Origin of the sequence: Nocardioides ungokensis (assembly GCF_013466985.1) — a bacterium.
GTDB lineage: Bacteria > Actinomycetota > Actinomycetes > Propionibacteriales > Nocardioidaceae > Nocardioides > Nocardioides ungokensis.
The window spans coordinates 1521955-1546541 of sequence record NZ_CP059164.1; the positions used below are offsets into that span (position 1 = coordinate 1521955).

The 24587-nt window shown below is 70.8% G+C and carries 26 protein-coding genes and 4 pseudogenes; 10 read left to right on the forward strand and 20 right to left on the reverse strand.

The features are described 5' to 3' along the window. Window positions 1-119: 119 nt before the first annotated feature. Together H0S67_RS07515 and H0S67_RS07520 are read right to left on the reverse strand one after the other, a co-directional pair. Window positions 120-413: a hypothetical protein gene (locus H0S67_RS07515; protein WP_180936084.1), complete on the reverse strand. Its 294-nt coding sequence runs from the start codon at window positions 411-413 to the stop codon at window positions 120-122. A gap of 676 nt (window positions 414-1089) precedes the next feature. After that, window positions 1090-1341, reverse strand: coding sequence for a hypothetical protein (locus tag H0S67_RS07520; protein WP_180936085.1), 252 nt, complete (start codon window positions 1339-1341; stop codon window positions 1090-1092). 451 nt (window positions 1342-1792) lie between these two features. Between H0S67_RS07520 and H0S67_RS07525 the strand changes: the two genes are divergently transcribed. Then, entirely contained in the window at window positions 1793-2161 is a 369-nt protein-coding gene (locus H0S67_RS07525; RefSeq protein WP_180936086.1) for a cupin domain-containing protein, read from the forward strand. A 27-nt stretch (window positions 2162-2188) separates the two neighbouring features. Here the strand turns inward: H0S67_RS07525 and H0S67_RS07530 are convergent, their stop codons facing one another. Next, entirely contained in the window at window positions 2189-2548 is a 360-nt protein-coding gene (locus tag H0S67_RS07530) for a hypothetical protein (protein WP_180936087.1), read from the reverse strand. A gap of 428 nt (window positions 2549-2976) precedes the next feature. Between H0S67_RS07530 and H0S67_RS07535 the strand changes: the two genes are divergently transcribed. From H0S67_RS07535 to H0S67_RS07545, 3 genes are all read left to right on the forward strand, one after another. Next, window positions 2977-4104, forward strand: coding sequence for a sensor histidine kinase (locus H0S67_RS07535; protein WP_180936088.1), 1128 nt, complete (start codon window positions 2977-2979; stop codon window positions 4102-4104). Further along, complete coding sequence (locus H0S67_RS07540; protein ID WP_180936089.1) at window positions 4092-4748, forward strand: response regulator transcription factor; 657 nt, start codon at window positions 4092-4094, stop codon at window positions 4746-4748. Before H0S67_RS07535 ends, H0S67_RS07540 begins: the two co-directional genes overlap by 13 nt. A 471-nt stretch (window positions 4749-5219) precedes the next feature. After that, window positions 5220-5420, forward strand: a complete 201-nt coding sequence (locus H0S67_RS07545; RefSeq protein ID WP_180936090.1) for a hypothetical protein — start codon at window positions 5220-5222, stop codon at window positions 5418-5420. A gap of 45 nt (window positions 5421-5465) precedes the next feature. Here H0S67_RS07545 and H0S67_RS07550 read toward each other — a convergent pair whose 3' ends face one another. The 9 genes and pseudogenes from H0S67_RS07550 to H0S67_RS07585 form a co-directional block, all read right to left on the reverse strand. After that, a complete protein-coding gene (locus H0S67_RS07550) occupies window positions 5466-5744 on the reverse strand; it encodes a hypothetical protein (protein ID WP_180936091.1) in 279 nt (92 codons plus the stop codon). Window positions 5745-5865: 121 nt separating this feature from the next. Beyond that, window positions 5866-6069, reverse strand: coding sequence for a hypothetical protein (locus tag H0S67_RS07555; protein ID WP_180936092.1), 204 nt, complete (start codon window positions 6067-6069; stop codon window positions 5866-5868). 4 nt (window positions 6070-6073) lie between these two features. Next, window positions 6074-6958: a hypothetical protein gene (locus H0S67_RS07560; protein ID WP_180936093.1), complete on the reverse strand. Its 885-nt coding sequence runs from the start codon at window positions 6956-6958 to the stop codon at window positions 6074-6076. A gap of 81 nt (window positions 6959-7039) precedes the next feature. After that, on the reverse strand, window positions 7040-7879 hold the full coding sequence (locus H0S67_RS07565; protein WP_219635547.1) for an ATP-binding cassette domain-containing protein: 840 nt from the start codon (window positions 7877-7879) through the stop codon (window positions 7040-7042). Beyond that, window positions 7876-8475 carry a hypothetical protein gene (locus H0S67_RS24685; protein ID WP_246355202.1) on the reverse strand — a complete coding sequence of 200 codons (600 nt, stop codon included), beginning with the start codon at window positions 8473-8475 and terminating at the stop codon, window positions 7876-7878. The genes H0S67_RS07565 and H0S67_RS24685 overlap by 4 nt, the downstream gene beginning before the upstream one ends. A gap of 122 nt (window positions 8476-8597) precedes the next feature. Further along, window positions 8598-8717, reverse strand: a pseudogene (locus tag H0S67_RS27920) (hypothetical protein); the annotation flags it as partial. After that, the gene (locus H0S67_RS07575; RefSeq protein ID WP_343050493.1) at window positions 8708-9208 is read right to left on the reverse strand and encodes an RNA polymerase sigma factor; all 501 of its coding nucleotides are present in this window, start codon (window positions 9206-9208) and stop codon (window positions 8708-8710) included. The pseudogene H0S67_RS27920 and the gene H0S67_RS07575, both read right to left, overlap by 10 nt. 214 nt (window positions 9209-9422) lie before the next feature. Continuing rightward, the gene (locus tag H0S67_RS07580; protein ID WP_180936095.1) at window positions 9423-9911 is read right to left on the reverse strand and encodes a hypothetical protein; all 489 of its coding nucleotides are present in this window, start codon (window positions 9909-9911) and stop codon (window positions 9423-9425) included. 213 nt (window positions 9912-10124) lie between these two features. After that, window positions 10125-11630, reverse strand: a pseudogene (locus H0S67_RS07585) (4-alpha-glucanotransferase). On the opposite strand from H0S67_RS07585, the gene H0S67_RS07590 reads away from it, so the two are divergent. Beyond that, entirely contained in the window at window positions 11594-11737 is a 144-nt protein-coding gene (locus H0S67_RS07590; RefSeq protein WP_180936096.1) for an ANTAR domain-containing protein, read from the forward strand. The pseudogene H0S67_RS07585 and the gene H0S67_RS07590 overlap by 37 nt on opposite strands. A gap of 37 nt (window positions 11738-11774) precedes the next feature. Here the strand turns inward: H0S67_RS07590 and H0S67_RS07600 are convergent. Further along, window positions 11775-12931: pseudogene (locus H0S67_RS07600) on the reverse strand (PP2C family protein-serine/threonine phosphatase). A 3-nt stretch (window positions 12932-12934) separates the two neighbouring features. Beyond that, window positions 12935-13732: an alpha/beta fold hydrolase gene (locus H0S67_RS07605; protein WP_180936099.1), complete on the reverse strand. Its 798-nt coding sequence runs from the start codon at window positions 13730-13732 to the stop codon at window positions 12935-12937. A gap of 456 nt (window positions 13733-14188) precedes the next feature. Here H0S67_RS07605 and H0S67_RS07610 point away from each other — a divergent pair, with 456 nt between their 5' ends. The 3 genes from H0S67_RS07610 to H0S67_RS07620 all read left to right on the forward strand — a co-directional run bounded on the left by H0S67_RS07610 (window position 14189) and on the right by H0S67_RS07620 (window position 17043). Beyond that, window positions 14189-15232 (forward strand): aminotransferase class III-fold pyridoxal phosphate-dependent enzyme, encoded by a 1044-nt coding sequence (locus H0S67_RS07610; RefSeq protein WP_180936100.1) that lies wholly within the window; start codon window positions 14189-14191, stop codon window positions 15230-15232. Between the two features lie 269 nt (window positions 15233-15501). After that, complete coding sequence (locus H0S67_RS07615) at window positions 15502-15957, forward strand: hypothetical protein (protein WP_180936101.1); 456 nt, start codon at window positions 15502-15504, stop codon at window positions 15955-15957. Window positions 15958-16227: 270 nt separating this feature from the next. After that, window positions 16228-17043 carry a class I SAM-dependent methyltransferase gene (locus H0S67_RS07620; RefSeq protein WP_180936102.1) on the forward strand — a complete coding sequence of 272 codons (816 nt, stop codon included), beginning with the start codon at window positions 16228-16230 and terminating at the stop codon, window positions 17041-17043. 214 nt (window positions 17044-17257) lie between these two features. On the opposite strand, the gene H0S67_RS07625 is transcribed toward H0S67_RS07620, so the two are convergent. Further along, on the reverse strand, window positions 17258-17635 hold the full coding sequence (locus H0S67_RS07625; RefSeq protein ID WP_180936103.1) for a VOC family protein: 378 nt from the start codon (window positions 17633-17635) through the stop codon (window positions 17258-17260). A 194-nt stretch (window positions 17636-17829) separates the two neighbouring features. Between H0S67_RS07625 and H0S67_RS07630 the strand changes: the two genes are divergently transcribed. Further along, window positions 17830-18732, forward strand: a complete 903-nt coding sequence (locus tag H0S67_RS07630; protein ID WP_180936104.1) for a glycosyltransferase family 2 protein — start codon at window positions 17830-17832, stop codon at window positions 18730-18732. Between the two features lie 261 nt (window positions 18733-18993). On the opposite strand, the gene H0S67_RS07635 is transcribed toward H0S67_RS07630, so the two are convergent. Then, window positions 18994-20025 carry a hypothetical protein gene (locus tag H0S67_RS07635; RefSeq protein ID WP_180936105.1) on the reverse strand — a complete coding sequence of 344 codons (1032 nt, stop codon included), beginning with the start codon at window positions 20023-20025 and terminating at the stop codon, window positions 18994-18996. Between the two features lie 231 nt (window positions 20026-20256). Here H0S67_RS07635 and H0S67_RS07640 point away from each other — a divergent pair. Continuing rightward, a pseudogene (locus H0S67_RS07640) lies at window positions 20257-20836 on the forward strand (NADPH-dependent FMN reductase). A gap of 41 nt (window positions 20837-20877) precedes the next feature. On the opposite strand, the gene H0S67_RS07645 reads toward H0S67_RS07640, so the two are convergent. From H0S67_RS07645 to H0S67_RS07660, 4 genes are all read right to left on the reverse strand, one after another. Next, window positions 20878-21636 carry a hypothetical protein gene (locus H0S67_RS07645; protein ID WP_180936106.1) on the reverse strand — a complete coding sequence of 253 codons (759 nt, stop codon included), beginning with the start codon at window positions 21634-21636 and terminating at the stop codon, window positions 20878-20880. After that, window positions 21633-22544: an ABC transporter ATP-binding protein gene (locus H0S67_RS07650; protein ID WP_246355203.1), complete on the reverse strand. Its 912-nt coding sequence runs from the start codon at window positions 22542-22544 to the stop codon at window positions 21633-21635. The genes H0S67_RS07645 and H0S67_RS07650 overlap by 4 nt, the downstream gene beginning before the upstream one ends. Continuing rightward, window positions 22541-23188: a hypothetical protein gene (locus H0S67_RS07655; RefSeq protein ID WP_180936107.1), complete on the reverse strand. Its 648-nt coding sequence runs from the start codon at window positions 23186-23188 to the stop codon at window positions 22541-22543. The genes H0S67_RS07650 and H0S67_RS07655 overlap by 4 nt, the downstream gene beginning before the upstream one ends. Window positions 23189-23443: 255 nt before the next feature. After that, window positions 23444-23845 carry a hypothetical protein gene (locus tag H0S67_RS07660; protein WP_180936108.1) on the reverse strand — a complete coding sequence of 134 codons (402 nt, stop codon included), beginning with the start codon at window positions 23843-23845 and terminating at the stop codon, window positions 23444-23446. Window positions 23846-24587: the final 742 nt, after the last annotated feature.

The following is a 24587-nucleotide window of genomic DNA, read 5'->3' on the forward strand; positions in this document are numbered from 1 at the left end:
CTGCCGGAAGGTGGCTGCAAGCGTTCCCAGTCCACGCTCACGCCGACCGCTCATCGGCAGGACCGTGCACAACTCGACAGTTGAGTGCACTTCGGAGCCCAGTAGGGAGAAGTCTCAGGTCAGAGCCGTCTTGCCCATTCCGGCGTCCTGCGTTTCGTGGGCCGCCACGACTCCTTGGCGAGCCACACTCCTGAGCCGAGAAAGACCACCGAGACGACCGCGACCACGTAACGAAGCCAAACCCCGGCGTCGGAGTCGAAGAACGTGAACAGCGCAACCAATACTGCCATCGCGGTAGACCCAATCGCTGCGGGCAGTGCGATGTAGCCGATGCTCGCCAGCTTCGCCGCTTCTCGTTCATGAGTCGTGAACCGGCTCATGAAGTACCGCCCGGTGCGCCACCGCCAGTGCATCCACCAACCTGCTCCGGCCAAGACCACAGTGAACGCAATCATCCAGCCAGTTGTCTCAGGCGGCGGGCCTCGGCAGCAGACGCCGCCAGCGAGGCGAAGGACAGAAGGCCGGGTGAGGACATGGAGGCGCATGCTATGCCTTCACGGATCACGGCGAGACCGCGAACAACGCGGCATGAGCGCGTACGGCTAGCGCACTCGTGTGGGCTGGTGCTCGCCGCGAATCCACACCATGAAAGAAGACATTGCCGACGACAGTCAGCCGACGAGGCTTGACCCCAACTCCCGATGGCCGAGCAAGAGGGCCGCGGTTCCACCAAGGCCGGCCAGGACGATCAGGAATGCGGCGCAAAGTCGGAGACCGCGCAGATTCGCAAGGTCTGGAGCGGACCTCGTGATCGCAACCGCACCGTACTGGCGCGGGCGCTGCATGAGAGCGCTTCGGATTGCCTGGGCTCCCAGGCGTACGACAAGGCTCGATGGTCTCGGCGAAACACCAGCCCGCTGTAGTAGTCGCCGTCGATATCGATGCGGGCGGTCACGGTCGGCTCGCTCGGGGGTACGAGTAACCCGCGATGAACGCTCCGGGGGTGTTGCTTCGAGTCCGGCTGGGGGGCTCTGTAGGAAGGTCGGGGGCATGGAGAAGGGCCCGGAGCTAGTGCTCCGGGCCCTTCTGTCACGTCAGGGCCTTCCACAGGAAGGGGACAAGCAGGAAGAGCAGGAACAGCACCATGCCTATCACCCATGATTGGGCTTGCAGCCGGATGAATCGCTCTTTGTTGGTCATCTTGCAAGGCCCATCCCGAACAGCCAGTGCCGGCGGGCTCCGCAGCAGCAGCGATGCCGGCGTCGTAATGACGCCGGCACGGGGAAGCAGAACACGCCCGAGATGGCCGCACCTGACGCTCTCATAGGGCAACTCTTTCACGCTCGAAGGACGAGGCGGGGCAGTCACGACCTCAAGAGTGACTTGTCCGCACGCCGGCAGGGACCGACCATGACGCGAAGATCCGGGTCTGGTGGAGGTGGCCCGTCTCGGGGTTGATGTTGGCGAGGAAGCCCCGGATGTGGTGCCTCAACTCGTCGTCAGTGTGCACCCCGGATGACCGTCGTGAGGAGTACCCGTAGCCGGCGTCAGGCCCGGTCATCCACGAGAGATCGACTTGTCCAGGAAGGTCCAGGCGAGTGGTCACGTCGAAGACTCGCCATCGACCTCGAGGCGACGGATCGGATCGGACGTCATGTCCCATTGCCCGGTGGACGCTCCGCAGGGTCGCCATCTCGACGCACTCAGTTCGGCAGGACCGCGCAAGAGGCGATCGCCTCATGTGCGAGCACAGGTCTCCTCGGCACCGTCGCAGAGAGAAGGGAGCGAGCACATGCCGAAGGTGTCCGCAAAGACAACCGCGAAGGTCGACGACTTTGGTGTCGCGGTCGACCGCAACGACGAACTCGATGGCTACGCCTTCAGCTTCGTCACCATCAACGAGGATCACAGCCTCGCGCCGATGCTGTCCGGTCTACGCGAGGGACGCTGCTGGTGCCCTCACTGGGGCTACGTCTTCAAGGGCCAGATCACGGTGACCTACGCCGATCGGGATGAGGTATACGAAGCCGGCGATGCCTTCTACATGACGCCGGGTCACGTGCCGGCCGCGACGAAGGGCAGCGAGTTCTTGCAGATCAGCCCGGCCGAGGCCCTGAACGAAACGGTTGCCGCGATCCAAGCGTCGATGCAGGAGACGTAGAGGTGGGTGGTGAGGACCTTGCTCATGTCAGCGCCACCGCTCGCCGCGTGCCACGACGAGCTGCCGGACGACGTGGCGCCACGGCACGACGGCGATGATGATGACCACCCACAGCACGGCAGCCGCCTGTTCACGTGTCGCTGCGGTGAGGTCGCCGCCCAGCCACAGCGGTAGCGCGACGACGCCGAGCCAGATCAGCTTCCACCCGACCTCGAACAGCAGGATCGGCAGCATCCGCTGCGGGTAGCGCAGCCCCACCAGCGCAAGCACCGACATCGCCACGAGCATCGTCAGGACGGTGCCCTCAGCGAGCTCCCAGGGCCCGTGGGCCAAGAACTCGGGCCACTTGGTGGCCGCCAGCCCGACGACCATGACGAGATAGCCCACGCGCATGACGTTGAGGCGCCACGTCGGCAGGGATGCCGGGTCACGGGTGGAGCCCTCTCGGGGGTTCGGGGGGAGGGTGGCGGGGCGGGTTGGTTGCAGGAGCGGGTACATGGCGGTTCCCTTCGAGGGATCGGTGGCGGCTGCGGATGTGGCTGCCGGTGTCCCTCAGACTCGTCGTGCTGACCGGCTTCGCGCATCGGCCGGCTGACTACGCCGGGGAGGTCGCAGGGTGACGGGTGGGCGCGGTGAGTACCGCCTTTCGGAGTTGCTGCTGTCGACTTTCGTCGATGCCCGCGGCCGTCGCGCGGGACTACGCTGAGGCCGTGTCCTGGTCGCGCTGGTCGTGGGCCGCGCTGGCGAGGCCTGTGGCGGCGTCAGACGACCTGCCCCTGCCTGACCCGACCGACCACGACGCTGGACGTGAACGGGTGATCGACGTTCTCGGGATCCTCGTCGCCGTTGGTCTCGGTGCGCTGTTCCTCAGCCCGGAGCTGCACGACAACCCGGACGCCCTCTCCGGCACGCAGGTCGCCGTGGACGTCGGCGCCGGTGCGCTGGCCTGCACTTCGCTGTGGTGGCGGCGCCGGTGGCCGGTCGGCGTCGCGCTCGTGTGTCTGCTGCTCGGGACGGTCTCGACTTCCGCGACCCCCGCCGGGTTGCTGGCGCTGTCGTCGCTGGCGGTGCACCGGCCGGCCCGGCCGGCCGTCCTGGTCACGGCGCTGTGGCTGCCGTCGGTACTGGTCTTCGCCGCCTACAGCCCCACGACCGGTCCGATCGCGGTGGTGCTGTTCGTCATGCCGCTGGCGCTGGCCGCGAGCGGGTGGGGCATGTTCATCCGGGCGCGCCGGCAGCTGCTCTGGTCGCTGCGCGAGCGAGCCCTGCGCGCCGAGGCCGACCAGGCGCTGCACGAGGACCGGGCACGGGTGGCCGAACGGACCCGGATCGCCCGCGAGATGCACGACGTACTGGCACACCGGATCTCGCTGCTGGCACTGCACGCCGGGGGGCTCGAGGTGCGTCCGGACCTGCCGCCGGCCCAGGTCCAGGAGACCGCCGCCCTGCTGCGCGTCACGGCGCGCCAGGCACTCGAGGAGCTGCGCAGCGTGATCGGCCTGCTCCGCGACGACGCCGGGAAGGACCTGGCCCCCGCGGCCCCGCAGCCGACGCTGCGCAATCTTCACCGGCTCGTCGAGGAGATCCGAGTCGCCGGAGGGGACATCGACTTCGAGATGAACGTCGTGGGCGTCGACGACGTACCGGCCACGCTGGGACGCGACGCGTACCGCGTCGTGCAGGAGGCACTCACCAACGTCGCCAAGCACGCTCGAGGCGCCGCGACCCGGGTGCGGGTCGCGGGGGCACCCGGCGACGGGCTGCGCATCAGTGTCCGCAACCGCCAGCCAGTCCCGGCCCACGGCGCCGCGACACTGCCCGGCTCGGGTGCGGGGCTGCTGGGCCTACAGGAACGCGTCGCGCTGGCGGGCGGCACCCTCGTCGTGGGCCACGACGGTACCGGCGACTTCGTCGTGGAGGCAGAGCTGACATGGCGCCCGTGAAGGTGTTGCTGGTCGACGACGACGCCCTGGTCCGCGCCGGGCTGCGTCTGATCCTCTCCTCGGCCGAGGACATCGAGGTCGTCGGCGAGACCGACGACGGCTCCGGAGCGGTGGCAGCGGTCCGTCAGTACCGTCCCGACGTGGTCCTCATGGACATCCGGATGCCGGGGGTCGACGGGATCAAGGCCACCGAGGCGCTCCGCCGGCTCGACCCCGCACCGCAGGTCGTCGTGCTCACCACGTTCCAGGCGGACGACCAGGTGGTGGCCGCCCTGCGCGCCGGGGCGAGTGGGTTCCTGGTCAAGGACACGCCGCCGGCCGACATCATCAACGCAGTCCGGCTGGTGGCCGCCGGTGACGCCATCGTCTCGCCCTCCGTCACCCGCACCCTGCTGTCCCACTTCGGGAGCACCGACGCCTCCGAGCGCCACCGAGCAGCTGCGCAGCGGCTGGTCACCCTCACCGATCGGGAGCGGGAGGTGGCGACCGCGGTCGGGTTGGGGGCCACCAACGCCGAGATCGCCGCCTCGCTCTTCATGAGCGAGGCAACGGTCAAGGCTCATGTGTCGCGGCTGCTGAGCAAGCTCGAGGTCAGCAACCGGGTGCAGGTCGCGATCATGGTGCACGACGCAACGAACGCCTGAGACAGCGCCTGGCTTCCGTCAGCCGCCAACCCGCTGGGTCGGGTCGCGACGCCGTCGAGCACGACCTCGATACCGACGTCGAGGTCGTTGCCGTCGCTGTAGCCCGGTTGCCGGACGCGCTCGACGTCAGCTCGAACGGGAAGGGGAAGTCCTCGGCCTGCAACTGATCCATGATCGCGCCCGTCATCGCGGGCCAGCTCGGCCTCGTCGCGGAAGGGCAGTTTCCCCTTCTGCAGTACGAACCCGTTTACGTAGCCGGTCCTCGGGGTGCGATTGCCCAAGGTGCGCGGCTGGTCCAGCGACGGCCCCCGCCGACTCCGTGGCCGCGGGTCGGCGCCATGTGGACGCCGAGTACGAGCGCGCAGACCGAGGTCGCCCACCGGCGGTGCCCCTGGTGGCGCGGATCTGCCGTTGCCGCCCGGCAATGTCAATCGACGCTCGTGGCGACGACAGTCCGCTTACCATCTACGCATGACCGCCCTGCAGCCCAAGTCCGACGCATGGAAGGACTGGCTGCTTCTGGCTGCGGTCGCCTGCGTCGGAGTGGGGGTGAGCCTGTGGGCGACCGACACGGACGACCGGTACGTGGGGCTTGGCACCTGGGGAGTGTTGATCCTGGCCACCGTGGGCTTCATCTATCGGGGGCATCGGAGTCGGGGGTCCAAGCGATAGCGGTCATCCGGCCGGGCGTCAGGCACCGGTCCGCGGGTCCGCTCCTCAACGCCCGTCCTCAGGGCCGCAAGCCCGGCCGAAGGCAACGGTGCACACCGCGGCGCCGACGAGCGCGACGCCGAACCACACGATCCGTACGGCGTGCGGGAAGTCACCGATCGGGTAGAGGCTGCCCCAGCTGAACATCCCCGTGAGTGTCACCGGCGCCACTGCGGCCAGGGCGACCACCGGCGCGAGCAGCGCGCCGGGCGTCTGCACCAGTCGGCGGGAGGCCAGGGCCGCGGAGCCGGTGACGAGAGGAGCGTGGCGCCACCCAGCAGCCACCAGCCCGGCCGCACGAATGGAACGTCGCCGGGACGCAGCGCCACCACCACGACCCAGACCGACAGCGGCAGCAGCGTCACACCGAGCCGGGCGGTCCGGCGCCAGCCCGCGCCACGCGGCGTCACCGCCACCACCGGAAGGGCGTCCTCGTCGTAGACGAACGCAGCCGCGCCGGCACAGCAGGCGCGAGAACGGTGGGGGCGAGCACCCCCGCCACGTCCGGCCAGCGCACCACGAGCAGTGCGGTGGCGGCGGCGGCCGCGCAACACGCGAGGACGGGGAGCCAGGCGACGCCGTGACGGAGGTACCACAGCCGAGCGCTCACGCTGTCACCCTCGACGGGATCGGGTCGGAGTCCCGGTTGTCGTGGCTGCCTGTCGTTGCTGCCACCGCGAAGAGCACCAGCGCGCTCGCCGCGACAGCTGCGACGAGAGCGCGGAACCGCGGTGTCCGGGCGTGCGGTCGTGCCACATCGCGCCCAGGACGGCGAGGACGCAGAGGGCCAGCATGTAGCCCAGGTAGGCGCCGGGGTTGCCGGCGATCAGCGTCTGGGTTCCGTCCGCGTTGTCCCCGGTGTGGAAGATCGCCCACGGCACCCAGAGCCGCCACTCCGAGCTGGTGGTCTCGAGGAGCGGGGCCTGGCCGAGCAGGCTGACCACGATGAGGGCCACCACCGCCATGGCCGAGGCGCCCCGGAACCGGAGCCAGCGGGCGGTCAGGACGCCCAGCAGCGCACCACCGAGACACGCGGCCGGGCACATCAGCAGGATGCTCCACACCTGCCAGTCGGGCAGCGTGCCGAACCACCACTCCTGCGGGGCCACGCCCTGGACCTGGGCGACGACGACCAGGACGAGCGAGAATGCCAGCCCGGCCAGGAACGCCGGGATGCCGGTCGCGGCGAGCGCGAGCGTCCGGCGGGCCTCGGTGCCGGGGGCCGTGGCGACGGCCTCGGCGGCGACCTCGGTGGAGCTGGTGAGCCGCGCGGCGGCGATCACGCTGGTCAGGCCGATGTAGAACGCGCCCAGCAGCGGGAGCGTCAGCACGTCCGGGACTCCCTCCTCCTTCTTCGTGGCCAGGAAGAGCCCCAGCACGACGAAGGCGAGGACGACGCCGAGCAGGAAGACGGGCTGACGCGCCATCCGGCGCGCCTCGATGACGGCCATCGCACGGTGACCGGCGAGGCCGGACGCGGGCACGGAAAGACTGCTCATGGTCGCTCCAGGTGTGGTCGGAATGAGTGGGACCGGCAGGTCAGGCAGGTGCGCGGAACCGCTGCGCATCAGGGCCGAGCATCAACAGGTAGGCGTCCTCGAGGGTCGGCTCGGCGGGGTCCGCGCCCGCCGGCGGCGTACCGCCCACGACGTGGTGGCGACCGGTGCGGTCTGCCAGCTCACCAGGGCGTCGTCGCCGGGCTCGTCGGCCAGCCAGACCCTGCCCACTGCGGTGGCGACCATGTCGGTGACGGCACCGTCGAACCTGACGGTTCCGCCCGCGAGCACGACCACGCGTTCGCACAGCGCCGCGACGTCCTCGGTCTGGTGGGTGGAGAGCAGGACGGTCGAGCGGTGGCCGAGGGTGGAGAGCGTGCGCCGCAGGTCCGCGCGCTGTGCCGGGTCGAGGCCGGTGGTCGGCTCGTCGAGCACGACCAGCCGTGGGTCGGCCAGCAGCGCCTGCGCCAGCCCGACCCGCCGGCGCTGACCACCGGAGAGCCGGCCCACCCGAACCGTCGCCTGGTCGCTGAGATCGACGAGATCGAGCACCCGTCGCACCTCCTGGGTGCGGCGCTCGCGGTCGTTCCACTCCTTGAGGACCGCCACGTACTCGACGAACCCGAAGGCCGTCATGTCCGACGGGTAGCCGAGCTCCTGCGGCAGGTAGCCCAGCTCGCGGCGTACCGCGGTCACGTCCGCAAAGGCGCGGTGCGGGTCACGCCCGAGCAACCGGACCTCGCCGGTGTCGGCGGCAATCGAGGTGGCGACGATGCGCAGCAGCGTGGTCTTGCCGGCGCCGTTGGGCCCGAGCAGGCCCGTGATGCCCTGGTCGAAGGTGAGGTCGACGTCGACGAGGGCATGCTTGCGGCCGTACCGCTTGCCCACGCCGGTGAGCTCGACCGTGTTCCGGGTGACGTTCACAGCGCCACCCCCCGCTGCCGGTCGATGCGGAGCCGGATCGCGATGACCGCGCAGGCGGCCACCGCCAGTGCGAGGTAGACGCCCTGCTGACCGGCTTCGACCGGCCAGGCCGGGTCCAGGCCGCCGCGCGTCGAGGCGACCACGACGGAGGACCATCCGAGCAGCACGATCGTTGCCGCGGCCCGGGGGCCGACGAAGCCGGCCAGCGCCAGCAGCACCGGCACCAGCGAGAGGGCCGGGCCGAGCCACGCGGCGGCGAGCCACGGAGGCCCGGGCACGGCGAGACCGAGCAGGGCGGTGACCGGCAGCACCGAGACCAGGACGGCGAGCGTGCGCAGCAGGATCAGCCGGGTCCGGCCGTACGGTGCAGTGGCGACCAACGCCTCGAGCGGGTCCTGCCGCGGGCCGTAGGCGGCGGCGACGCCGAGCACCGGCGCCAGCGGTGCGATGAGGAGGAAGGGCGCCAGCGCGGTCCCGCCGGACACGTACGCCGCAAGGGTGGCGAAGGACAGCGACAGGAACGCGCGACCAGCCAGGCGCTGCGCAGGGAGGCCGCGCCGGCGAGCAGCACGGCGTTCGGCTCCGGGAGCCCGCACCTGCGCGCCAGGCGCAGGGAGTGTGGCAGGGGCGGACGCTCCACGGCGTCGCGGATGCCGGCCCAGGTGCGGTCCACCAGCCCGGGCTCGAGCAGGGGCCCCACCGACCGCCGGCAGCTCTCGCACCGGCTGACGTGCTGCTCGACCGACGCGCCGGTGACGGCGTCCAGCGCGCCCGCGAGGTAGCGCTCCAGCAGCGCCGGGTCTGCGTGCCATCGCTGGGCCTCGGTGGTCATCGCCATCCCTCCTGCGGTTCGGTGAGTGCAGCCCTCAGCTGCGCCTTGGCGCGGTGGAGCCGGGTCTTCACGGTGTTCTCGCGGACGCCCAGCAGTCGCCCTGCCTCCTTCGTGGTCAGACCGTCGAGCACGACCGCCTGCACCACCGAGCGGAACTCCGGCGACAGGCGCCGCAGCGCCGGGGCCAGGTCGCCGTACTCGACGCCGAGGAGCACCTGGTCCTCGGCGGACGGCAGCACCCGCTGCGGCGCCGTCACCACGTCCCACTCGGGAAGGAGCACGACATCCCGGCGTGAGCGCAGCCTCGACACCATCCGCCGGAACGCGATGCCCCACAGCCATGCGCCGACCTCACCGTCGTGGCGGAAGCGCCGCGCGTCCTTCCACAGCGCCACGAAGGTGTCCTGCACGACCTCGACGACGACCTCGCGGTCGTTGCAGCGGCGGAGCAGCCGGGCGTGCAACCAGGCGCCGTGCCGCTCGTACAGCTCGCGCAGCGCCCCTGTCTCCCGTCAGCGAGCGCGGCGACCAGTGCCGCGTCGGTGACCGTCGGGATGGTGCCCATACTTCTACTGTCGCAGTGACGGCGCGGATTCGTTCCCGGCTGCCGAGGTCAGATCCTGACACCTCGTGACGCCGCGCGACTCCACGCACGAACCGTGGGGTCCGGCGGCTGCCCCGGGCGTGGTTCGCCGTTCCTGCGGGGCGCGGCTACTGGGTGTCGCCGCCGGGGAGGGAGTCGACGCGGTCGAGCATCTCGGTGAGATGGGACCGCAGCCGAGTGCGGTGCTCGGTCGCAAGCTGCTGAAGCTGCGCGACGGCCTCGTCGTGGCGACTGCGGACGGCCCTCGTCTCCTCCTGCACCCGGTGGGCCTCGGCGCGCGCACTGTCCACCATCTGCGTGGCCTCGTTCCGCGCCGTGGCCACGAGCCCGTCGGCCTCCGCATGGGCCGAGGCCACGAGCCTGCCGGCCTCGTCGCGGGCAGCCTGCACGAGCTTCTCGGCCTCCGCGCGGGCCCCGGCCACGATCGCGGCAGCCTCGTCCTTGGCGTCGGAGCGCCACTGGTCCGTTTCGTTGGCGATCTTCTCCAACATGCGTGCGGCGGTCTGGGAGCTGTCCGGGTGGTCGTCCGAGGAAGCCGAAGGGCTCGCGGGGGCGGGGGATACACCGTCGCCGTGGAGGTGTGCGTTGATGCTCATGGTCTTCTCTCTGACGGTTCGGGGGGTGGGGCGGGCCGAGCAGCATTCCGGGGTGGAGGCGCCGTTCCGCTCCGAGTTCGAGCGTCCGCGGGCACGTCGTCGTCCTGCAACGCTAGTACGGGGAGTGCCATCCCGACAGACCACGCCCATTTGAAGGCCGCCTGACGGTCGAGCTCCGACCTCGTGCACCGCACCGGTCCGCCGGGCGTCAGGTCAGCCCACGCGGTCCGTTGCCGCCAGCAGACCGCGGATCCTGGCAGCGAGATCGTCGTCGAAACCGTGAGCGGGCGCCTGCCAGGACCAGTTGCCCGACGCGGTGCCGGGTGTGTTCATCCGGCTCTCGCTGCCGAGTGCGAGAAGGTCCTGGGCCGGTACGACGGCCAGCCGGGCCGTCGACTCCAGGGCGAGCCGGATCAACGCCCAGGGCATCGGCTCGTCGGGGTCGGAGAGACTGGAGCGCACCTGGTCGCGGGTCCGCTCGTCCAGGAGCTGCCACCACCCCACGGTGGTGTCGTTGTCGTGGGTGCCGGTGTAGACGACGCTCTGCCCCATGGCGGCTGGGAGATACGGGTTGTCGGGCTGCCGTCGAACGCGAACTGCAGGACCTTCATGCCGGGAGCTGGAACCGGATCCGTAGCTCCTCGACCTCCGGGGTGATCACCCGAGGTCCTCCGCCACCAGTGTCCCGGGACCTGCCGTGTCGACGAGGATGGTCAGGATCTCGGCGCCCGGCCCGGGGACCCAGTAGCCCTCCCTGGCCGTGGCCGCGTCGACGGGCACGTGCCAGGCTGCTTCGAAGCCGCGGAAGTGATCGATGCGGACCAGGTCGAAGAGGTCGCGCTGGCGCGCGATCCGCCGCCGCCACCAGGCGAACCCGTCGGCGGCCATCGCATCCCAGTCGTAGTGCGGGTTGTTCCAGCGCTGGCCGTCCGCTGCGAAGTAGTCGGGCGGGCAACCGGACACCGTGATCGGACGGCCGTGCCCGTCCAGCTGGAACAGCTCCCGCGAGGCCCACACGTCGGCACTGTCGAGGGACACGAAGATCGGGAGGTCCCCGAACAGGAGCACGCCCTTGGACGCGGCGTACTCGCGAAGCCGCGCCCACTGCACCGCGAAGACCCACTGCTCGAAGCGCAGCGCCCGCACGCGGTCCGTGAGTCGGGTGAGCGCCTCCGCGACGGACTGCGGGTCTCGGTCCCGCAGGGCGGGTGTCCAGGTCGGCCAGGGAGCGTGGCCGTGCAGCTCGCGGAGGGCGGCGAACTCGACGTACGGCTCCAGCCACTCGGCCTGCTCGGCACACCACGCCACGAACGCGGACTGCTGGGGTTCCGCCATTGCCGCGAGGTCCTCGAGGCACTGAGCGGCCCGGTGATCCCGGCTGATCAGCGCGGGGTTGCCCGCCATCGCGGACAGCGCGTTGTAGGGCGAACCATCCTCCGGGTGGGTCGGCGCCAGCGGCAGCACCTGCCAGACCGAACAGCCGGCCGCGGCGAGGAAGTCGACGAACCGGTAGGCCTCGTCACCGAGATCGCCGGACGCCGAGCCCGTCGAGGTCCCAGGTCCGGGCAGGGAGGTCACGTGCAGCAGGACCCCCGCCCTGCGACGGTCGAACGGCCCGCTCTTCTCGCCCATGCATCTCCTTCGGTCGCGATGGCGAGCGTAGCCGCCTCGAAGGGCTTCGGGTGGACGTGGACCAGGCGTTCGCGCTGCTGCGGGCATTCAGTCGTCGTCACCGGCTGGCGCTTCGCGATTTGGCTTCCCTGGTGATCAACGGTTCCCTGTCGGGCGCGCAGCTGGCGGAGGTGGCCGGTCACGAGGGGGGCTGACGCCCGCGACAGCTGCGGGTGCCCGCGATCGCCCGGATCAGCTGCGCGGCGAGAAGGTCACGATGGCGATGTCGTCGCTCGCGTTGCCACCCTGGTAGTCGAGCGCATCACGAGCAATACCTTCGGTGAGGCCGCGTGAGTCGCTGGGGAGGTTGCCGATCAGGTCGTTCAGCCTCTCCTCGCCGTAGAGGCCGTCGGCGCCGCGGGCTTCGGTGACTCCATCCGTGTACAGGGTGACGGTCCCCTGGGTGAGGCGGTGCCGGACGGTGTGGAAGTGCGGGTCGTGGACGAGTCCGACCGGCGTGCCGGGCACGCCGAGGGGAGTCACGATCCCGTCCGGGGTCCTCAGGAGCGCGGGTGGGTGGCCGGCGAGGCCCAGCGCGAGCTCCCAGATGTCGTCGTGGCGGTCGAGTCGGGCCACGACGAGGGTGCAGTAGCGGTCGGTGTCGTTGGCTTGCAGTACGGCGTCGACGTGGTGGAGCAGGTCGGGGGGTCGGGGTGCTCGATGGCGAACGACCTGACGGTGTACCGGACCAGCGACGTGACGGTGGCGGCCGGGATGCCCTTGCCGCTGACGTCACCGACGACGACGACCCATGCCGAGGGGCTGACCTGGAAGACGTCGTAGAAGTCGCCGCCGACCTCGCGGCCGTTGCCGGCCGGCCGGTAGGCGGCCGCGATGTCCAGGTGCGGGATCTGTGGTGGCGCGGGCGGGATGAGCGTCTGCTGGAGCGTCTGGGCGAGCGCTGCGGCGTTCTCGAGGGCGTTCTCGGCCGTGCGGGTCGCTTGTCGCAGGTCCTTCTCGTAACGGTGCCGGTCGCGCGCTTCGAGGACCACGGCGCGCAGCGCGAGGCCGCCGCCCGGAAGGGTCAGGCTGGCGTTGAGCAGTACGGGGACCCTGCTGCCGTCGGGGCGGACGAGGTCGAGGTCGATCTCGCGGACGACGTCGGTGTTGCGAAGCATCGGGTACAGGTGGGTCTCGACGAAGATCCGTCCGCCGACCGTCAGCAGGCTCGTGAGCGTGCGGACGGAGATCACGTCGTCCGCAGTCCTCTGGACGGTGCGGAGGAACTCGGAGTTGGCACGGACGATCAGGCCGTCGTCGTTCGTGACGACGTATCCGCACGGGGCGTCCCCGAAGTAGTCCGGGGTGCCGGTGACGCCGCCGTTCGGGCTGTCGGTGTCGGATCCCATGGGTCAGCGGGCGGTGACGAACGTCCGGATGGCCTCGATGGTCCGGCCGGGTGCGCTCAGGTGCGGGCAGTGCCCGTGGGTGTCGATGACGGTCAGGACGGATCCGTCGGTGTGGTCATGGACGAACTCGCCGGCCGTCAGCGGCGCGATCGCGTCGTCGCTCGACTGCAGGATGAGGGTGGGGACGTGGACGTCCGCGAGGTCGGTGCGGTTGTCACCGCGGAACGTGACGGCCGCGAACTGGGCGGCGATGTCAGGACGGGTGCGGCAGAAGCTGTCCTCGAGCTCCTGCTTGACCTCCGGCTGCGCGGCGCCGGCGACGAGACCAGCGAGCGGGTCCTGCCAGCCGAGGTGGTTGCGGCTCATGAGGTCGAGCAGCTCCTCGATGTCGGACTCGGCGAACCCGCCGACGTACTCGTCGTCGTCGAGGTAGCGCGCCGACGGCGCCACGAGGACGAGCTGCCCGACGAGCTCCGGGGCTGCGTTGGCGACAAGGACGCCGATCATGGCGGAGACCGAGTGCCCGACGAGGACCACATCGGACAGGTCGAGCTCACGGAGAAGGGCGACGACGTCGTCGCGGTAGGCCTCGAGGTTCGTGTAGCGCTCGGCGGTGTACATCGACAGGTCCGAGTCACCGGAGCCCGGCAGGTCGAAGAGCACGACACGGTGGTCGATCTCGAAGGCGGGCGCGACGTGGCGCCACATCTGCTGACCGCAGCCGAACCCGTGCACGAAGACGATGGGGTTCGCATCCGCCGGCCCGAGGAGGGTGACGTTCAGCCGGCTGGCCAGGTCCATGCCCGCAGACTACCGGTGTGGACCGTTCCCCCTGGTCCTGCTGAAGCACGTGGGGGTCAGCCACCGGCCGGGTCAGGTCCATCCCGAAGCTGCTCGCCCTGCGGACCGCTGGCGCCCTCAGCATGCTGGCCTACGCTTCTGGCATGGGTGGATCGGGTCTGGACCCCGCCCGGGTGGCTGCGCTCAAGGAGCGCGAGGACGCCGCCTTCGTGGAGATGCGCCCACGCAGCCGGGAGCTGTGGGCCTCGGGGCAGGCAGTGATGCCGAACGGCGTGCCGATGAGCTGGCTGCGCACGTCGTACGACCACCCGCCGCTGTTCATCGAGTCGGCCGGCGGATCACGCCTGCGTGACGTCGACGGACACGAGTACGCCGACTTCAACATCGCCGACATGTCCATGTTCACCGGCTATGGCCCGGCAGCTGTGGTCGAGGCGGTGAGCCGGCAGGTGGGCCTTGGATCGCAGTACCTGCTGCCGACCGAGGACTCGATCTGGGTCGCAGGCGAGCTGGCGCGGCGCTACGGCCTTCCACTGTGGCAGTTCACGCTCTCGCGCGACGAGCGCCAACACCGAGGTCATCCGGATCGCCCGCGCCTCGACCGGCCGCGAGAAGGTGCTGTTCTTCGACGGGAAGTACCACGGCCACTTCGACGACGTCCTGGTGGAGATCGAGGACGGCCACCTGGTGCCGGAGGAGGACGGCCTGCCGCACGACGTCACCACACGGACGCGCGTCGTGCCGTTCAACGACCTCGAGGCCCTGGAGCGCGTCCTCTCGGCGCGCGACGTGGCCGTGGTCATCACCGAGCCCGCCCTCACCAACAACGTGGGCCCGCTGATGCCGGACGACGGCTTCCACGAGGGCCTGCGCGAGGTGACCCGTCGTACCGGCACGTTGCTGGCCTACGACGAGACCCACACCCAGGTCGTCGGCCCCGGTGGGCTCACCCGACGGTGGGGGCTCGCGTCCGACTTCGTGACGGTCGGGAAGTCGATCGCCGCGGGGATCCCGCTGGGGGCGTACGGGATGACCGAGGAGGTGGCGGCCGTGCTGCAGCGCCCGGACGGCCGCGACGACGACAAGCCGCAGGTCGCGGTCGGCGGCACACTGTTCGGCAACCCGCTCTCCATGGCCGCGGCGCGGGCGGCCATGAGCGAGGTGTTGACCGACGACGCCTACGCGCACAGTCAACGCCTCGGCTCCCGGCTGGCCGACGGGCTGTCCCAGGTCGTGGCCGCGGCGGGACTGGAGTGGACGACCCATCGGTTCTGGCCCCGCAGCGGGCTGTCGTTCAGCCCGTCCCCGCCGCGTACTGCGGCCGAGGCGATGGAGGACTTCGACGTGCCGTTGCGCAGGCTCCTGCGCGTCCACCTCGCGAACCGGGGTGTCTGGGACGCCATCGTCGGGGCCGGGCCCACCTGCTCGGTCGCCGCGACCGATGAGGACGTCGACGCCTACCTCGCCGCCTTCGCCGACCTCATCGGCGAGCTGGTCTGACCCGCGGCGCATCGAGATGCAGGGGAGCCAGAGGGACAGCACCGGTCCTGCGCTCAGCTGCCGGACCCGCCAGCACCAGGGTTCGCGGATACCTCACGTGGTGGTGTCACCTGAGTCGAGTAACGGCTAGCGTCCCCAGCATGAGCGGCCCAGGAGAGGGACCCTGTCGCGTCGTTCGGGGGGCGACGTTGGCACTGGTCTGCTGCGGCCTGCCCCTCTTGGGGCACAATCCGGACAGGATTCTGAACCGAGGCTCGATCATCGGGTTGATGATCCTGGTGCTGGTGGGAGTTGGTCTCCGACTGGCTGTCCGTCAGGTGTCCTGGCTGAGTCTGGCAGGGATGATCATTGCGGGGCAGTTGGCCATGCACGCCCTGCTCAAGGTGACGGTCGACCGTCGTGATCCCGAGCAAGTCTGGACGTATCACGCTCACTTCCCGCCCGTGGGGTGGGCGTTCGGCGCTCAGGGCACCGCCCGGATGCTTGCCACCCATCTCGTGCTGGACCTGCTCGTTGCCGCTGTCCTCTATGGCTTTGAGAGCAACCTCTGGACATGGTTCCGCATCGCCGCCCTCCGCGTGCTGTGCCCGATGCCGTCGCCGGCTCTTCCCATCACCCCGGACACGCCGACCCTGCCGCCCGTCCCTGACGAGCCGACGTTTCGTCCCCTGTTGTTGGTCTCGGCCTCCGGACGACGTGGCCCGCCCGGACTGTCCACCGCCTGAAGCAGAGCCCGCACCGGGGACTTCGTCCCCGTTCAGCGCGACCGATGATCGGGGGACCGGCAACCGGTCCTGCGGTGGTCGCGCCACCTCTCGAGCTTGTTCAGTCCCAACGCGACCCGCTGTGTAGCGCGCGCGACCAGACGCGCGCAGCCAGCGGCGAACCGCTGCGCTCGACCTGCTCGCCGACCACACGCGCCGCGCGGCGCCGATGAGGCCGGGCCCGAACCCAGCCCCGCCCATCAGCGCGCTCGGCCATGCAAAGGACGCCAGATGAACGATCGACCAAGAACAACGACCACCTACACCGACGTCGACACCCACGATGCCGAGCAGTACGCCGCAGCCCACGACGGGTGGGGCGTCTACGCCAGGTACTTCCATTCACGCCTCCATGCAGTCACTCAGCAGCTCGCACCCATCAGCGGTGGCTGCCTGCTCGACGTCGGCTGTGGTCCCGGCATGCTTGTCCGCCACCTCACGGAGACCCGCCCCGGGGACTTCAAGGTCCACGCCCTGGACCAGTCGCCTGCCATGATCCGGGCAGCCGAGATGCGCTTGCGCGACACCGCGGGCGTGGAGTTCTGCGTCGGTGCGGCCGAAGACATGCCCCTACCGGACGCCAGCTTCGACGTCGTGCTGGCCATGGGGGTGCTCGAATACGCGGACGTTCCACGCAGCCTCGCCGAGATCTGCCGCGTGACCCGACCGGGCGGGGTCGTGGTGGTGACCATGCTGAATCCGCACAGCTTCTACCGACTGGTCGAGTGGGGCCTCTTCTGGCCGGGCCTTCGGCTGCTCGGCCGCCTCGAGGAAGCGCTGGGCGTCCCGGCCGCGCAGCGTCACGGATGTGCCAAGACCGGCATCCGGGCGCTCACCGTGCGCGGTCTTGGCAGAGCCCTGCGCGCGGCCGGACTGGAACCTCACGATCTCGTCTACTTCGACCTGACCCCGACCGTGCCGCCTCTGGATCGACTGGCTCGCCGGATGAACCGCCGCTGGCGGGACCACCCCGAGACCACCATCGGATCGCGGATGCGAGGAGTGTTCGGAACCGCCTACCTCGTCACCTCGCGAAAGGCCTCGTGAACGACCGACCGCTGGTGGGGCGGCCGCTATCAGGGCCGCCGCCCCACCAGTCCACGACGTGATACTCCGGCTCGGTGGGCCGGGTGTCCTCGGAGTCGTCCTCGCCGTGCGCGACTGCTCGCGGCCTCGCGTGGCTGGGCCCTCAGCGCGCTGTGGCTTGGCCCGTCCCCACCGCGTACGGCGGCTGAGGCCATGGAGGTCAGACCCCGACGGGTTACCGACCAGCGGGCGCGGCGGGCACGGCGCAGAACCGGTTGCCCTCGGGGTCGGTGTAGACCGTCCAGCGGCCCTGCGGGTCGTCCCAGTCGTGGACGGCGCCGAGCTCGATGAGCCTGTCGGCGCCGCAGGTCGCGTCGAGTCGTACGTCGAGGTGGAGTCGCCCGCCCACCGGCGCGAGGTCGTCGGCGGGGCTGATCCACACGTGGAGTCCGTCCCTGCGGCCGAGGAGCACCGACTCGTCGTCCGCCAGGGTCCCGTCGGCGATGGCCGAGACGTCCGCGGGATCGATCGGCAGGTCGAGGACGGCCGACCAGAACTCGGCCAGCCTCGACGGCCGGCGGGCGTGGATGGTGATCGCCTCGAGGTGGGGCACAGCACTCCTGGTGTCGTCTCGGCTGGCGGGTCAGGGTATGTCCCGCCCGTCGGCGCGGTCGCTCGATTTCCCGCGCCGTCGATCTGAGTCAGCGCGACACGACCCGGCAACGTTCATCGTGGTGTCGACCGGCAGTCGACTCCGGTTGGTCGGGGACTGGCTGAGTGGGGGCCACCAGCGGCAAGGTGGAAGTGGTGAGCAAGACGATGCGATGGCGACGCCGCGGAACGGCACGCCCGGTCCGCGTGGCCGCGCTGACCGTCGTACGGGACGAGCGGGCGATGCTGCCGCGCTGGGTCCGCTACTACGGCGACCAGCTGGGGGTGGAGAACCTGCTGGTCGTCGACGACTGCACGACCGACGGCTCGACCGCCGACCTCCCGTGCCGTGTGATTCCGTCCGGAGGCTTCCCCGAAGGGCGGTTCGAGAAGGCCAGGATGGCCCTGGTCTCCCGGCTCGGGGCGGAGCTGCTGCGCGACCACGACGCCGTGATCTTCACCGATGCCGACGAGTTCCTCCTCGCCGACCCTGACCGTTACGAGGGTCTGCGCGACTTCGTGGCCCGTCGGCCCGAGGTCCGCGTGGGCGCCGGGCTCGGGTTCAACGTCCTGCACCACCTCGACCACGAGGCGGCACTGGTGGAAGGACTGCCCGTCCTCGGCCAGCGACGGTTCGGGAAGCTCGTGGGCCAGCTCAGCAAGCCGTCGCTCAAGCGGGTCCGGGCGCCGTGGGTCAAGGCCTCGCACGGCATCGAGGCGGCGTACACGCCGTTGCCCGACCTGCTGATGGTCCACCTCAAGTTCGCCGACTTCGACCTGACCCGGCGCACCACGGACCTTCGGAACTCGGTGCGCGTGCAGTCCGGGCTGACGGAGAACAGCGCGTGGGCGATGACGGGTGACTCGATGGCGGACGAGTTCCGGAGCTTCCTGAACGGCGGCCCCGAGGTGCCCGAGCTCGATCCTGACCTGGTCGACCCCACCCAGCTCGTCTCCGAACGGGACGGCGTCTGGCGAGCCAGCGGTCCGCGACAGATGAACGTCATGCGCCACGGACCGCTGCTGCGGGTGCCGGCCAGGTATCACGGCATGGTGTGAGCCGGGCCTTCCACGAACGGGTGCAGCAAGGTGGCCGCGGAGGTGCCGGCGCGCCGCCGCGCGCGTCGTCCACCTCCTTGTCGATGAGGGGGCCGCCGTCCGACAGGGGGCACCGATCGCCCGGATCGACTGAGCGGCCGGCACGAGTCCACCCGCAGAGCAGAAGGCCCCTCACGGTCACGGTGAGGGGCCTTCTGCGTGCGCAACCGTCGCCTGTCCAGGAGACAGGTTGGAGACAGGTAGGCGACCTAGGTACCCACGTCAGGGGGCGTCGGTCGGCCGCGGCGCGGAGGTTCGCTCGCAGTCGCCGCCGGTGCAGCGGACCCCTGCGCTCCGGTGCGGGCCGTGCACCTCGCCGACCCAGGTGTCCGGCCCCTCCCAGCCTTGGACGTCGATCCAGCCACCCGTGACTCGCCACGCGGCCTGCCACTGGCCCCGCACGCTGCGCATCAGCACCTGCGAGGGACCGGCCCCGTCACTGAGCAGGGCGACCGACGTCAGGTGTCGACCGTCCGGGGAGAACCGCTCCACCCGCTCGTCGCAGCTGCGCCAGAGACGGGTCGCGGGCTGGTTCAGGCGGCGCAGCACGCTGCACCCGCCCTGGTAGGGGTCGTCGGTGAGGGTGGCGAGCAGGCCGTGGGTGAGGTCGGCGCGGTAGCCGGCCTGGTGGGCGACAGTGAGCAGCCGGCCGGTGTCGAGCTGCCAGGTGCGGGTCCGGGCCGGGGCCCAGGAGCCGAGCACCACGCGGGAGCTGTCCAGGGTCAGCACCGACGACCCGTCGCGGAAGGTCCGGCGTGCCACCGTCGACCCGTCGGCGGTGGAGCGGACGACCACCCGGGTCGCGTCTCCGTCGAACCGGGACGAGGCGACCAGGCGGCCGTCCTCGCTGTAGGTCATGGTGTACGGCGAGAGCCCGGTGGCGATCCGCTTCCGGGTGCCGTCGGCGTCCACGCGGATCGTGACCCAACGGCCGTGCAGCCGGGTGCCCACGAGGTGGTTCTCGACGCCGTACCCGACCAGCACGGCCCGGCGGCCGGGGATCCTGACCGAGAGGTCGCCGTGCACGAGCCGCTGGCCCTCCAGGTGCGCGTCGCTGCGGGCCGGTCCGCGGTCGAGCGCCGAGGGACTGACGTCGGTGACGTGACGCGCCGCGGCCTGTGCGGCTCCCGGGTCGGCGGCCAGCAGCGGCGCGGCCAGCACGAGTGCGCCGGCGGCGCCGGTGACCAGCAGGGCGAGCCGGCGACGCAGCCGGCCGGTCGGGGACGTGCGAGAGATGGTGGCGTGTTCACGCATGGGTCGGCTCCTGGTGCCTCGAGATTCGCCGGGATGGTCCCGGCACGCCTGCTAGACGCCGTCCTGGCGCCAGGGGTTGCAGTCCGGTGCCGTCGGCTGCCGGCCACGGGCCGGGTGGAGCGGCTACGCGCGGCGTTGCCGACCGTTGTCGCTCGGCGGGGGCTCTGCAAGGCTGAAGAGGATCGGTCGGCAGGCCGTGTCGACCGCACCGACGAGCACCGGGAGCGCGGTATGCCCTCAGACCAGACCCACTACAAGGTCGGCTACTTCATCGGCAGCCTCTCCTCGACGTCGATCAACCGGGTCCTCAGTCGGGCCCTGTTCACGTTGGCGCCGCCGGAGCTGGAGTTCACCGAGATCCCGATCGGGAACCTCCCGCTCTACAGCCCGGACTTCGACAGCGACTACCCGCCGGAGGCCCGGACCCTCAAGGACGCGATCAAGGCCTCGGACGCGGTCCTGTTCATCACCCCCGAGTACAACCGGTCGATCCCCGCCCCTGAAGAACGCGATCGACTGGGCCTCGCGACCGTGGGGGCAGAACTCCTTCGACCACGTGCCCGCCGCGGTGATCGGTGCCTCGCCCGGGCAGATCGGGACCGCGGTCGGCCAGCAGAGCCTCCGTGCGGTGCTCAGCTTCTGCAACGCCCGCCAGATGACCGCGCCCGAGGCGTACGTGCACTTCCGACCCGGGCTCTTCACCGACACCGGTGAGGTCACCGACGACTCCACGGCCGCGTTCCTCCGCGACTTCATGCAGGAGTTCCACGACCACGTCGAGCGGGTCCTCACCGTGCTCCCCAGGAGCTGAGGCCGCCGGAGATCGGCGCGCGTGGTGCTGCTGCCTCAGGGCTACGTGAGGTCGCGCTGCAGGGCAGAGCGGGTGCCCACGACAGCGATCAGCACGGTCCAACCGGCCAGCACCAGCAGTCCGAGCCACCACGGGGTGAGCATGTCCTGGTTGCCGGTCCAGGTCCCGATCTGGAGCGCCGCTCCGGTCGCACCGGCAGGGCTCCACCTCGCGGCGTCGGGAAGCAGCCCGGCCAGGGCCCCCTCGATGATGAACACCCAGGTCAGCGAGCCGGCGATGGCGGCGATCTGGTTGCGCACCAGCGCTCCGATCGCGATGCCGAGCAGGCCGTAGAGCATCATCACCAGCACGGCCGCGACGAGCACGTCGGCGACCTGGCCGTCCCAGATGATGGTGCCGCCTTCAGCCCGGATCAGCACGACGCTCAGCGGCACGGCCACCACCATCGAGACGAGTGCGAACACGAGTCCGGCGATGGTGAGGGCAGCGAGCTTGGCGCCGACGACGCGGCCGCGCCGCGGGGTGACCAGGAACGTCGAGGTGGCGGTGCCGAAGCGGAGCTCCTGGCTCATGGCCAGGATGCCCATGATCATCACGATGATCTCTCCGGCACTCGCACTCGCCACGGCCACGGCGAGCAGTGCGGATCCTGCCGCTGGGCGTGCCCGGTGCCGGCTTGAGCGCCGAGCACGAGGGCGAGGACCTCCAGCCACGACGACGGTCAGCGTCGCCACCAGCAGCCAGGCGGTCACCTGGACGGTGCGGAGCTTGAACAGCTCGGCACGGATCAGGGCGGTCATGGCGACACGTCCGCCGTCAGCGTCAGGAACAGGTCCTCCAGCCCCACGGTCGACTCGACGAGACGATGGACGGCGATGCCATGTGCCGCAGCGAGGTCGCCGACGACCGAGGGCGGCGCATCGGCCACGAGTCGCCCCGGCCCGACGACGGAGGAGGGGTAGCCGGCCGCGGTGAGCAACAGGTCGAGCTCCTGCGCGTGAGGGGTGCGGATGTCCGCTCCGTGTGCGTGCTCGGCGCGGAGCTCGGACAGGCTGGTCTGACGAACCAGCTGCCCGTGTGCCAGCAGCAGCACGTCGTCCGCGGTCTGCTCGACCTCCGGCAGCACGTGACTGGAGACCAGCACCGTCCGTCCTTCCTGTGCCAGGCCGCACAGGAACTCGCGCAGCCATCTGATGCCGTGCGGGTCCAGGCCGTTGGCCGGCTCGTCGAGCACCAGCACCGGCGGGTCGCCGAGCAGCGCAGCAGCCAGCCCGAGGCGTTGCCGCATGCCAAGCGAGAACCCACCCACCTTGCGGTCGGCGGCGTCGGCGAGTCCGACGGTCTCGAGGACCCGCCCGGGTGCCCGGGGATCGAGGCGAGCAGCCACGGCGATCGTCCTCAGGTGGTTGACGGCGGTGCGGCTCGGGTGGAAGCCAGTCGCCTCGAGCAGGGCGCCGACCTGGCGGACCGGGTGCGAGAGCTCGTCGTACCGACGGCCGTCGAACGTCGCGGTTCCCCTGCTCGGAGTGACGAGACCGAGCAACATGCGCAAGGTGGTGGTCTTGCCGGCACCGTTCGGGCCGAGGAAAGCGGTGACGACACCGGGCCGGACGGTGGCGCTGAGCTCGTGGACCGCGTGGGTCTGCCCGAACTGCTTGGTGAGGCCGTCGAACACGATGGTCGTGGCCACGTCACCGCGGGCCGTCACGTCGTCACCCCGTCACGGTCGGCGCGCAGCAGGCTGACCCCGAGCCCGACGAACATCAGCATCCAGATGCCGATCGCGATCCGCCCGGCCACCATCGGGCCGAACACGGCAGGAAACAGGACCAGGAAGAGGTACAGACCCAGGGCCAGCAGCACCCACCGGCCGAGCCCGCTGAGCACGGGGTGTCGCATGAGTCCGGCGCCGGCCAGCACCAGCCCGATGCCCAGCACGGTCATCGGGACGCCGTAGGCGTTGTCGACCGCGTCGGCGCGGGCACTGCCGACGATGGCGTCGGCGGCCGTGATCGCGACGATCTCGCACACCGTCAGGGCCACCATGCCGACCAGGCACAGCACCAGCCCCGTGCGCGTGGGTCGGCTGGACCGGCGCCAGGCCACCAGCGTGATCCCGCACAGGCCGGCCAGCAGGCCGAGATGCTGGACCGCGAAGGAAACCTGGGCGACGACGAACCCGGTCGAGTCGAAGGGATAGCTGTAGTGCCGGTCGGACACCTGGTCGGGCCAGGCGAGGACGGCTACGGCCTGAGCGGCGCCGACCGCCCCCGCGAGGACGGTCAGCCAGCCGAGCGTGCGAAGGCGGGTCGGGGCGGTCTGCGGTACGGGCCGGGTCACGGTGGCAGTCATCGGTGGGCTCCTCGGGACGTCGATGGGTTGCTTCGACGCTAAGGAGGGAGGAGGGGGCCCACATCGGTGCCAGCACGCATCGCGATGTCGGTGCGCGCACCTTTGCGCGGTGGCCGCGGGCGGGAGGAAGATTTTGACCGTGAGCACCCTGAGGGTCCGGTCGGTTCCCGGGTTCCTGCTCGCCCTGACGGTGGTGGCGGAGCTCGCGTCGGTGCCGCTGTCGTGGGGTCTCGAGCCGGCCTACGACACCCTGCTCTATGCCGTGTTCTCCTTGGTGCTCGCCGCGACCGGCCTGCTGATCCTGAGCCGGCACCGTCGCCACCCGATCGGCTGGCTGCTGTGCGGCCTCGGGGTCGCGAACGCCGTCACCTCCGACCTCGCCCAGGGCTGGGGGCTCCGAGCCGCCACCGAGGGCTGGCCGGCCGGCACGTTCGCCGAGTGGGTCGGGGCCTCGGCCTGGTTGGCCTCGGCGCCCGGCCTCGTGCTGGTCCTGCTGCTGTTCCCGACAGGTCGTCTGCTCGGGCGTGGCTGGTCGGTCGTGGTCTGGGTCAGCATCGTCGGTGTCGTGGTCGGGGAGCCCGGCTGGGCGCTCGACCCGGGCACCGGCCAGGCGTTCGTCGGCGGCACCAACCCCTTCGCCGTCGAGGCACTGCCCACCGGCGTCCTGTTCGCCGTCGGCTTCGCCCTCACCGCGGCTGCGATGGTCGCCGCCCTCGCGTCCGCGACCCTGCGCTTCCGTCGCTCGACCGGTGTCGAGCGCCAGCAGATGAAGTGGTTTGCGCTCGCCAGCGTCCTTCTCGTCGTGGTGCTGTCGGTCTCCGGCGCACTCTGGAACGCCGTCCCTGTGCTCCACGTGTTCGCGGCTCTCGCCCTGACCGCATGGCCTGTCGCCATCGGGGTCGCGATCCTGCGCTACCGCCTCTACGACGTCGACCTGGTGATCAGCCGCACCTTCAGCTACGGCCTGCTGACCGTCCTCCTCGGTGTCGTGTACGCGGTCGCCGTGGTGGTCCTCGGAGCGTTGATCGGCCGAGACTCCGACTGGGTGACCGCAGGAGCCACGCTGCTGGCAGCGGTGGCGTTCCGGTTCCTGCACTCACGGGTCCAGGACAGTGTCGACCGTCGCTTCCGCCCAGCACGCCACGAGGCGCTACGGGTCGTCGCTAGCTTCGTCGACGCGCTGCGCAACGACCGCGCCGAACCCGAGCAGGTCGTGGACGTGCTCCGGGCCGCGTGCAGGGACCCCGGGCTCGAGCTCTGGTTCGTCCTCCAGCCGGACGAGCCACCCGTCGACGAGCGCGGTCGCCCCGTGAGTGCCGTGGTCGACGGCACGCGCGAGTGCTACGACGTGCGGCGGCGGCACGGTCCTGGGACAGGTCCTCTGGTCCCCGGGCAGCGA

What these genes read in the sequence shown, in the direction of transcription:
- H0S67_RS07560 (WP_180936093.1), bottom strand. Translation starts at nt 6,958, where the DNA reads ATGAGCAGTCTTTCCGTGCCCGCGTCCGGCCTCGCCGGTCACCGTGCG.
- H0S67_RS07525 (WP_180936086.1), top strand. Translation starts at nt 1,793, where the DNA reads ATGCCGAAGGTGTCCGCAAAGACAACCGCGAAGGTCGACGACTTTGGT.
- H0S67_RS07580 (WP_180936095.1), bottom strand. Translation starts at nt 9,911, where the DNA reads ATGAGCATCAACGCACACCTCCACGGCGACGGTGTATCCCCCGCCCCC.
- H0S67_RS07615 (WP_180936101.1), top strand. Translation starts at nt 15,502, where the DNA reads ATGATCCTGGTGCTGGTGGGAGTTGGTCTCCGACTGGCTGTCCGTCAG.
- H0S67_RS07645 (WP_180936106.1), bottom strand. Translation starts at nt 21,636, where the DNA reads ATGACCGCCCTGATCCGTGCCGAGCTGTTCAAGCTCCGCACCGTCCAG.
- H0S67_RS07545 (WP_180936090.1), top strand. Translation starts at nt 5,220, where the DNA reads ATGACCGCCCTGCAGCCCAAGTCCGACGCATGGAAGGACTGGCTGCTT.
- H0S67_RS07635 (WP_180936105.1), bottom strand. Translation starts at nt 20,025, where the DNA reads ATGCGTGAACACGCCACCATCTCTCGCACGTCCCCGACCGGCCGGCTG.
- H0S67_RS07620 (WP_180936102.1), top strand. Translation starts at nt 16,228, where the DNA reads ATGAACGATCGACCAAGAACAACGACCACCTACACCGACGTCGACACC.
- H0S67_RS07515 (WP_180936084.1), bottom strand. Translation starts at nt 413, where the DNA reads ATGCACTGGCGGTGGCGCACCGGGCGGTACTTCATGAGCCGGTTCACG.
- H0S67_RS07655 (WP_180936107.1), bottom strand. Translation starts at nt 23,188, where the DNA reads ATGACTGCCACCGTGACCCGGCCCGTACCGCAGACCGCCCCGACCCGC.
- H0S67_RS07540 (WP_180936089.1), top strand. Translation starts at nt 4,092, where the DNA reads ATGGCGCCCGTGAAGGTGTTGCTGGTCGACGACGACGCCCTGGTCCGC.
- H0S67_RS07605 (WP_180936099.1), bottom strand. Translation starts at nt 13,732, where the DNA reads ATGGACCTGGCCAGCCGGCTGAACGTCACCCTCCTCGGGCCGGCGGAT.